The sequence below is a fragment of the Paraburkholderia polaris genome, from assembly GCF_012927345.1.
GTDB classification, from domain to species: Bacteria; Pseudomonadota; Gammaproteobacteria; order Burkholderiales; family Burkholderiaceae; genus Paraburkholderia; species Paraburkholderia polaris.
In genome coordinates, this window is the sequence record NZ_JABBGJ010000045.1 from 82,251 (window position 1) to 91,750 (window position 9,500).

Annotated in this window: 6 protein-coding genes and 1 pseudogene; 2 read left to right on the top strand and 5 right to left on the bottom strand. The window is 61.4% G+C overall.

The features are described from left to right. Nucleotides 1-257 precede the first annotated feature (257 nt). The 4 genes from HHL24_RS33930 to HHL24_RS33945 all read right to left on the bottom strand — a co-directional run bounded on the left by HHL24_RS33930 (nt 258) and on the right by HHL24_RS33945 (nt 7,247). Nucleotides 258-1,862: an efflux transporter outer membrane subunit gene (locus HHL24_RS33930; RefSeq protein ID WP_169489664.1), complete on the bottom strand. Its 1,605-nt coding sequence runs from the start codon at nt 1,860-1,862 to the stop codon at nt 258-260. 13 nt (nt 1,863-1,875) lie between these two features. After that, nucleotides 1,876-5,061: an efflux RND transporter permease subunit gene (locus HHL24_RS33935; RefSeq protein ID WP_169489665.1), complete on the bottom strand. Its 3,186-nt coding sequence runs from the start codon at nt 5,059-5,061 to the stop codon at nt 1,876-1,878. A gap of 74 nt (nt 5,062-5,135) precedes the next feature. Next, nucleotides 5,136-6,347: an efflux RND transporter periplasmic adaptor subunit gene (locus HHL24_RS33940; protein WP_169489666.1), complete on the bottom strand. Its 1,212-nt coding sequence runs from the start codon at nt 6,345-6,347 to the stop codon at nt 5,136-5,138. Nucleotides 6,348-6,392: 45 nt separating this feature from the next. After that, entirely contained in the window at nt 6,393-7,247 is an 855-nt protein-coding gene (locus tag HHL24_RS33945) for an alpha/beta hydrolase (protein ID WP_169489667.1), read from the bottom strand. Between the two features lie 186 nt (nt 7,248-7,433). Here HHL24_RS33945 and HHL24_RS33950 point away from each other — a divergent pair, with 186 nt between their 5' ends. Together HHL24_RS33950 and HHL24_RS33955 are read left to right on the top strand one after the other, a co-directional pair. Next, nucleotides 7,434-8,438: a LysR family transcriptional regulator gene (locus HHL24_RS33950; RefSeq protein WP_169489668.1), complete on the top strand. Its 1,005-nt coding sequence runs from the start codon at nt 7,434-7,436 to the stop codon at nt 8,436-8,438. A 213-nt stretch (nt 8,439-8,651) separates the two neighbouring features. Next, nucleotides 8,652-8,966 carry a DUF4148 domain-containing protein gene (locus tag HHL24_RS33955; protein WP_169489669.1) on the top strand — a complete coding sequence of 105 codons (315 nt, stop codon included), beginning with the start codon at nt 8,652-8,654 and terminating at the stop codon, nt 8,964-8,966. Nucleotides 8,967-9,307: 341 nt separating this feature from the next. On the opposite strand, the pseudogene HHL24_RS33960 reads toward HHL24_RS33955, so the two are convergent. Then, nucleotides 9,308-9,500, bottom strand: a pseudogene (locus HHL24_RS33960) (IS701 family transposase); the annotation flags it as partial.

Here is a 9,500-nt window from a genome sequence, read left to right on the forward strand (position 1 = left end):
GATAGAACGCGCGAGCGGGTCAGCGCGAACAGCGGTAGGTCGGACAGGTCATCGCCTCTCTCCAGATGAGGTGCGAAACATGATAGACGGCAGGAAACCGGCGGTCTACGAACGGATTTTGGGAAGGAAAGCGGGAAAAATGATTTGGGAGTCGGTGCACCCGCACAGGGATTGGCACACCGCATCAGCAAAAAACGCCGGGCCGCGCTTTAGCGCAACCCGGCGTTCTTCATCGGCCAACAAACTAAAAGCTAACCCTAACGCTTAGCCACCTGATCCACCGACACATCAGCAGATGCAGCAGCCGGACCCGAAGCCGGCGCAACCGCCCCCACCGCCTCATCGCCCGCAGGCTTCACATCGCCCCAGCCGCCGCCCAGCGCGCGAATCAGATTAACCGTCGCCACCGCCTGCGTGCCCGACAGATGACTCGCCTGCAGTTGCGAAATCAGCACCTGCCGCTCGCCGTCGATCACATCCAGATAACTGACCGCGCCTTCCGTGTACTGCGTGCGCGACAGATGCGCCGCCCGTTGCGAGGCCACGACCGCATCGTTCTGCTCGCGCATCTGATCGTCGAGCAAACGCAGATCGGCGAGGTTATCCTCGACCTCGCGGAACGCCACCAGCACCTGCTGACGATATTGCGCCACATCCTCGTCGTACTTCGAGCGAGCTTGTGCGAGGTTGGCCTTGCGGCGCCCACCGTCGAACAAAGGCAGCGTCAGTGCGGTACCGGCGAACGGCCCCAGAATGAACGCGCGGCTCGACCACATGAAGAGATCGCCGAGCGTCGCCGATTCAAAGCCAGCCCCGCCGGTAATATCGAGCTTCGGGAAAAACGCCGACTTCGCCAGACCGACCCGCGCATTCGCCGCCATCATCGCCCGCTCCGCCGCCGAAATGTCCGGCCGACGTTCGAGCAGCGCCGAAGGCAAACCTGGCGGCACACGCACCGTCACGGGTGCGAGCGGTGCTTCCGCGAACGAGAAATCCGCCGGCGGCTTGCCGAGCAGAATCGCCAGACTGTGCTCGGAGGCCGCGCGCTGGCGCGCCACGCCCACTGCATCCGCACGCGCGCTCGCGAGTTCGTTGCGAGAGCGCGAGACATCCAACTCGCCGATATCGCCTTCCTTGAAGCGGCGCTCGACCAGCTTCAGCGTGTCCTCGCGCAACGCCACGGTACGGCGGTACAGATCCTGATCCGTGTCGAGCTCGCGCAACTGGAAGTAGTTCTGCGCAACGTCAGCCTGCAGCGACAACTGTACCGACCGGAACAGCGCTTCAGTTTGCTGCTCGTCCGCACGCGTCGCATTCACATTCGACCCGATTCGCCCGAACAGATCGGTCTCATACGACGCGCCCACCTGCGCGCGCCAGATCGTGCCCGTCGTGCCGCCCGCGCTATCCGGCTGGAATTGCGAGGCCGCTGACGCACGTTCACGCGTCGGGCCGAAGCCCGCGTCGAACTTAGGGAACCAGTCCGACTTCGCCGCCTGCGTCACCGCACGCGCCTGTTGCACGCGCGCTGCAGCCGCCTTCAGGTCCTGATTCGCGGCAGCCGCCTGCTCTTCCAGCGCGTTGAGCTGCGGGTCGCCGAAAATCGTCCACCATTCGCCGCGATGCGCGTCGTCCGCAGGTTGAGCCTGCTTCCAGGTACCCGTGTCCTGCGGCGATGCGGCGGACGCAGCTGACGCACCTGACGCAGCCGACGCAGCGGCGGGCGCTTCCTTGAACGCAACCGGTGTATCCACCTCCGGCCGCTTATACGTGGGCTCCACGGAGCAGGCCGCGAGCAACGCCACCAGCAAACCGCTGGCAGCCGCCCGGCCCCACCCGCCCAAAGATTCAAATCGATTCATTGTTGTTTTCTCCTCAGGCTTCCGTCACCGGCGCCCCAAGGTGCGGCGCGTCTTTCTGCGCGACGTGAATCGTCCCGCCCGCCAACGTACGCAGCACCACATAGAACACAGGGGTCAGCATCAGGCCGAATAGCGTCACGCCGAGCATGCCGAAGAACACCGCGATACCCATCGCGTGACGCATCTCCGAACCCGCTCCACTCGAGAGCACCAGCGGCACCACACCCATGATGAAAGCGATCGACGTCATCAGAATCGGACGCAGACGCAAGCGGCTCGCCTCGATCGCCGCCGCCAGCGGCGTACGGCCGTCATGCTCCAGCTCGCGGGCGAACTCGACGATCAGAATCGCGTTCTTTGCCGACAGCCCCACCAGCACCATCAAGCCGATCTGCGTAAAGATGTTGTTATCGCCACCCGTGAGCCACACACCGGTGAGCGCGGACAGCACGCTCATCGGCACGATCAGGATCACCGCGAGCGGCAGCGTCAGGCTTTCATACAACGCGGCCAGCACGAGGAACACGAGCAGCACGCTGATCGGGAACACCCACAAGCCCGCATTGCCGGCGATGATCTGCTGATACGTCAGGTCGGTCCATTCGAGCTTCACACCGTGCGGCAAGGTTTCCGCTGCCACGCGTTCGGCCGCGGCTTGCGCCTGGCCCGACGAGAAGCCCGGCGCCGGTCCGCCGTTGATGTCGGCAGCCGTATAGCCGTTGTAACGCACCACCATTTCCGGACCGTACGTCGGCGTCACCGTCACCAGCGACGACAACGGCACCATGTCACCCGCAGCATTACGCGTCTTCAGTTGCAGGATGTCGTCAGCACGTTGACGGAACGGCGCGTCAGCCTGCACCCGCACCTGATACACGCGGCCGAAACGGTTGAAGTCGTTCACGTACAGCGAGCCCAGATAGATCTGCATCGTGTTGAACACGTCCGTGACCGGCACGCCGAGTTGCTTGGCCTTCACGCGATCCAGGTCGACGTTCAATTGCGGCACGTTGATCTGATAGCTCGAGAACGTCGGTCCAAGTTCAGGCGTTTGCGCTGCCTTCTTCACGAATGCCTCTGCCGCCTTGTTCAGCTCCGCGTAACCCACCGCGCCGTGATCTTCCAGTTGCATCTTGAAGCCGCCGAGCGTGCCGAGACCCAGCACCGGCGGCGGCGGAAACACCGCAACGAACGAATCCTTGATCGCGCCGTACTGCTGGTTCAACGCACCGGCAATCGCACCGGCCGAGAGCTTCTTGCTGCCACGGTCCTTGAAAGGCTTCAACGTGACGAACACGATGCCCGCGCTCGAACTATTGGTGAAGCCGTTCACCGACAAACCCGGGAATGCCACCGCGCTTTCCACGCCCGGCTGCTTCAAGGCAATCGCGCTCATATCGCGGATCACCTTTTCCGTGCGATCCAGCGACGCGCCGTTCGGCAACTGCGCAAACGCGATCAAGTATTCCTTGTCCTGCGCCGGTACGAACCCGCCCGGCACGACGCGCGAGATCAGCACGGTCGCACCCAGCAGGATCGCGTACACCGCGAGCATCGCACCTTTACGGCGCAGCACGCCCTTCACGCCACGGCCATACTCCGTCGAGCCGCGATGGAAAACTTTGTTGAAGCCCTTGAAAAAACGACCCAGCACACGATTCATCACACGCGTCAGGAAATCCTCCTTGGCACCATGGCCACGCAACAGCAGCGCGGACAAGGCCGGCGACAAGGTCAGCGAGTTGAACGCCGAGATCACCGTCGAGATCGCGATGGTCATCGCGAACTGCTTGTAGAACTGCCCCGTCAAGCCGGTCATGAAAGCGAGCGGCACGAACACAGCGACCAGCGTCAGCGCGATGGCGATAATCGGCCCACTCACTTCCTGCATGGCCTTATACGTGGCATCGCGTGCACTGAGCCCGCTTTCGATGTTCCGTTCGACGTTCTCCACCACCACGATCGCGTCGTCCACCACGATCCCGATCGCAAGCACCATCCCAAACAATGACAACGCATTAATCGAGAAGCCGAACGCAAGCAGTAACGAGAACGTACCGACAATCGATACCGGCACCGCAATCAACGGAATGATCGACGCACGCCACGTCTGCAGGAACACGATCACCACAATCACCACCAGCGCGATCGCTTCGAGCAGCGTGTGGATCACCGCCTCGATACTCGAGCGGACGAACTGCGTCGGGTCATAGACGATCTTGTATTCGACGCCCGCCGGCATGTCTTCCGCCAGTTCCTTCATCGCGGAGCGAACCTGATCGGAAATCGCCAGCGAATTCGCTCCCGGCGCCTGATTGATGGCGAGTGCAACGGCCGGCTTGTTGTCGAGCAACGAACGCAGGCCGTATTCCGACGCCGCCAGTTCGATACGTGCGATATCGCGCAGATACGTCACGCCGCCATCCGGCGCGGTTTTGACGATGATGTCGCCGAATTCGCCCTCAGTCTTCAAACGGCCCCGCGCATTCACCGACAACTGAAGTTGCGTACCCGGCACCGAAGGCGATGCGCCGATCACACCGGCTGCCACCTGAATGTTCTGCTCACGGATTGCGTTGACCACTTCGGTCGCCGTCAAACCGCGCTGTGCGACTTTCTGCGGATCGAGCCAGACGCGCATTGCATAGTCGCCCGAACCCCACAACTGGACTTCGCCGACGCCCTGAATCCGTGCAAGCCGGTCCTTGACGTTGAGCAGCGCATAGTTGCGCAGATACGTCATGTCATAGCGATTGTTCGGCGAGATCAGGTGGACCACCATCGTCAGCGTGGGCGAACTCTTGATGGTCGTGATGCCGAGGCGCTGCACGTCTTCCGGCAGGCGCGGCAGCGCCTGGTTGACGCGGTTCTGCACCAGCTGCGTCGCGAGGTCCGGATTGGTGCCGAGCTTGAAGGTCACCGTCAGCGTGAGATTGCCGTCGCTATTGGCTTGCGACTGCATGTACAACATGTTCTCGACGCCATTGATCTGCTCTTCAAGCGGCGCGGCAACGGCCTCGGCGATCACTTTCGGATTGGCGCCCGGATATTGCGCGTGCACCACCACCGAAGGCGGCACGACTTCCGGATACTCCGAAATCGGCAGCTTGAAGAGCGAAATGATACCCCCCAGCAGGATCAATACCGATAGCACGCCGGCAAAGATCGGTCGATCGATGAAGAATTTGGATATGTTCATGGGAAGCTCTTAACGTTGGAGCATGCGCCCGCTACGGCCAGCTATTAAGACCGGATAAGCGTGGCGCACGAGGCTCACGAATTCTTGTCCGCAGTTTTGGCTCGCGTCTGTGCGAGCGGCGCGCTGTTCGGATCCTGATCGGCAGTCATCGGCACCATGTGAGCGCGCACTGCATCGCCCGGGCGCACACGCTGGATACCGTTCACGACGATCCGGTCGGTGGCCTGCAAACCGCCCTTGACGACACGCAGGTTGCCCTGCATGCTGCCCACCGCGATTTCCCGGTAGACGACGTGGTTGCTCTGGTCGACCACCAGCACGAATTTCTTGTCCTGATCGGTGCCCACTGCGGCGTCGTCGATCAGCAGTGCCGGATGCGGCTCGCTGCCGCCGACCTTCACACGCGCATAGAGACCCGGGATCAATGCACCATCCTGGTTATCGAAACGCGCGCGCACCCGGATCGTGCCGGACGACGTATCCAGCCGGTTGTCCATCGACTCGATTACGCCGCTGCGCGAATAGCCACTTTCGTCCGCGAGACCCAACTCCACCGGCACCTTGCTGCCATCCTTTGCGCGGCTCAGGTACTGCAGGTAGGTTTGTTCGTCAGCGTCGAACGATGCGTAGATCGGCGAAACCGACACCAGCGTGGTCAGCGGCGCCGAGCTTGCGCCCGCGGACACCACGTTGCCCACCGTGATTTCCGCACGCGACACGCGGCCCGCCACCGGCGCGACGATCTTCGTGTAGCCGAGATTGATGCGCGCGGTTTCGACGGCGGCTTGCGCGGCCTTCAGGTTGGCGCTCGCTTCGCGCGCGGCATTCTGCTTCTCGTCGTAATCGCGCTTGGCGATCGCGTTGTCGGCGATCAGGCGTTGCGCACGTTCCCAATCGCTTTGCGTGTAGCCCGTACGCGCTTGCGCCGCCGCTAGCTGTGCTTCGGCGCGATCGACTTCGGCGGCATACGGACGCGGGTCGATCAGGAACAGCGTGTCGCCCTTCTTCACGAGCGCGCCGTCCTTGAAGTTGACGGACACGATCGTGCCCGGCACCTGCGAACGGACGTCCACTTTTTCGACCGCTTCGAGGCGGCCCGAATAGCTTTGCCAGTCGGTGATGGTCTTTTGCACCACGGTGGCAACATCGACTTCCGGCACGATGGTCGGCGCAGCCGGCGAGCTCGCGTCGACGCGAATCGCGCCGAAGGTGCCCAGCCCGGCTACGACAATGACGACTAGCGCGGCAATCGCCACACGGCGACGGGAAAGAGGAAGGATAGTCATGAGAAGCTCCCGGTATCGTTGATCAAAGTTCTGCTTATTTGTGTCTCAGCGATGGGCGCGCGCATCGAAGCGCCACTGAAAAAATCTCACCGCTTCCTGCAAGGCGGGCGGATGGTCGGCCAACGCCGCGTGCGAGATGCTGGGACAACGGACCACCTGGGTCAGCACACCCGCATCGATCAGACTGCTCGCGTATTTCTCCGCTTCCACATGCAGTACATCGTTTTGCGCCGTCACGATCAGCGTGGCCGGCAGGCCCGCGAGGCGCAACGATTCGAGCGGCGCAGCATACGGATGCATGCGTTGCGACGCCTGCGGCAGATACGCGCGATAACACGCCGCGCATTCCTTCGCGGTGATGTCCGAGCCAAGGCGCTGCTCATCGCCAAGGCGCGTCAGGCTCGGATCGAGCATTGGGCCGAACAGCGCCTGCGCGGTGATGCGCACGTCGCCGCGATCGCGTGCGATGAAAGCGAGGCAGTTGGCCAACTGTCCGCCCGCATCGTGGCCCGCCACGCCAACCTTCTTGCTATTCCCGCCAAACGCCCGTGCTCTTGTCTGCACCCACAGCGCCGCGCGATGTGCGTCTTCGGGCGCCGCCGGAAACGGAAACTGCGGCGCCAGCGAGTAACCGACCGAGACGACGAGAGCCGGTAAGTGTTCTGCGAAATAACGCGCGGCATAGTCGGCCTGATCGATCGAGCCCTTCGTAAAACCGCCGCCGTGGAAATAAAGCAGTACTGGCAGTGCGGTTTTCTGTGCCTGCCGGTACAAACGCAACGTGATGTCCTGTGCGTGCCCTTCGATCTGCACGTCAGTCACGTCGAGTGCCGTGCTGTCAGCCTGTGCCGGGCCGCTGCCGGCGGGCACAAAGGAGTACGGCGGTTTAAATGCATCCATGTCGAGCCGCGCAATGCGCATAGAACTTCAATGGTGCGAATTGTGGGTTCGGCAGACTCGTAAATAAATGCCTATAATCCGGCAACACAATTCGGCGCCCCTGAACAATCGAATGCGATTGCTCTGCGGATTCGCGGCAGATTCGATCCCTGCTCAGAGCGCCCGCCCCTTTTTAGGAGGTTTGCAATGGACCGGCTTCAGGCCATGCAAGTGTTCACGCGCGTCGTCGACACCAACAGCTTTACCCGTGCGGCGGAAACGCTCGACCTGCCGCGCGCATCGGTTACCACCATTATTCAGAACCTCGAAGCGTTCCTCGGCACGCGTCTGATGCACCGGACCACGCGGCGTTTGTCGCTGACGCCGGACGGCGCCGCGTATTACGAACGTTGCGTGCGCATCCTTGCGGACGTCGAAGAGACCGAGGCCAGCTTCCAGAGCGGCAATAAGAAGCCGCACGGCAAGCTGCGCATCGACATGCCGGGATCTATCGGGCGCTTGCTGGTGATCCCTTCGCTGTGTGAATTCCACACGCGTTACCCGGACATCGACCTGCAACTCGGATTGACGGACCGGCCCGTCGATCTGTTGCAGGAAGGCGTGGATTGCGTGGTTCGGGTGGGCGCGCTACAGGATTCCTCGCTGGTGGCGCGACGCATCGGTTTGTTCGAGGGCGTCACATGCGCGGCTCCCGACTACATCGAGCGCGCGGGCATGCCGACTTCGCTCGAAGACCTCGAGAATCACAAAGCAGTCAATTATTTTTCGAGCCGCACGGGGCGCACGATCGATTGGGCCTTCATGGTTGATGGCAAAGAAATCGAAGTGAAGATGAAGGGCATTGTGTCGGTGAACGACGCCGATGCCTACGTGACTTGCGGACTGGAAGGCTTCGGCCTGATTCAGCCGGCGCTCTTCATGGTGCTGCCGCATCTGCGTTCGGGTCAGCTGGTTGAAGTGCTGCCGGAGCTGAAACCTTTGCCGATGCCAATTTCCGCAGTCTATCCGCACAGTCGGCATCTGTCGCCTAAAGTCCGTGTTTTCGTAGACTGGATTGCCGAACTGTTCGACCGTTGCCCGTTGCTGAGCGGACGCGGCAGTCTCGACGCGACGTGCACGAAGCGGACTTTCGAAGAACGCGAATCTGCACCGACGCTCGATACGCCGGTGATAACGGAATGGGTCGCCTGATTCGCGCGAATTGAAGTACAGAAAATGGAAAAGTGAATTCCAACCGCGGCTCTAATGCCGCGGTTGCCCGAGTAATAGGTGCGTTGTCGCGATTGTTCCGGAATCGCGACAATTCATTTCGCGAAAGTGCGATTTATCCGCACCGCTTCGAAGTCTACATTTCACCCTGTCGCAGCGCTGCTTGTGCTGCAAACGAATCGACAGGAGTGAATCATGAAACGCAATCTCTTAGCAGGTCTTGCTCTTACGCTGCTTGCCAGCGCACCGGTGTTTGCTCAAAGCAACGGCGGCGGTGGCGGCATTGGCCATGCAGGCACGTACGAAACGCAGCCCGCTCCGACCACTGGCGGTAAAACCCGTGCTGAAGTTAAGGCCGAACTGGTCGCGGCCTATCGCGACGGGTCGCTGCCTGCGCTGAATCGTACGTCGTATCCGGATAAAGGTCTGATTGGTCAGACGCAGGCTGCGCGCATTGCATTGCAGGAAGGCACCAGCGGTGACGTTACACGCGTTGCCAATGGGCAGTAAGGCGAATACGCCGCGATGATTCGGTTTCCGAACGAAATTTTCATCGGGGTGGTATCTGCACACTATTTACAAAGGAGCATGTCATGACACCGTCTGAACTTGATAATTGGGATTTGGATACGCCTGTTTGGACGCCTTATCGGGCGCCGCAGCAATAGAGGGTTGGGGTTGGGTTTGGTTTTGCCTGCGCGGCGCTTGGTCGTCTGTTGGCCTGCGGTGTTGGCCTTTCCTTGATTTGTTAGTCTTACTGTGTCACATAGTTTTCGTGCCATCGCTGCGATGAATGGTGCAGACGTTGCGTGAGTCGTAGTCCGAGCAGGATACGCAACGTCGTGATGGAGTCAGGAACGTGGCGTTGTGCGCGCTGGACTGCCGCGTGCGATGTAATCCGCGGGAAGCGCAGGCAGCGCGCGTTCGATGAAGTTTTTTTTATCGCCGCTGCCTGATCCCATCCTGAGTCGCTGGGCCATCAGAAACCCATATGCGGCAATACTCAGCGTGGCGTGGTGGTGAAAGCCCCGCCAGCCGCGACCT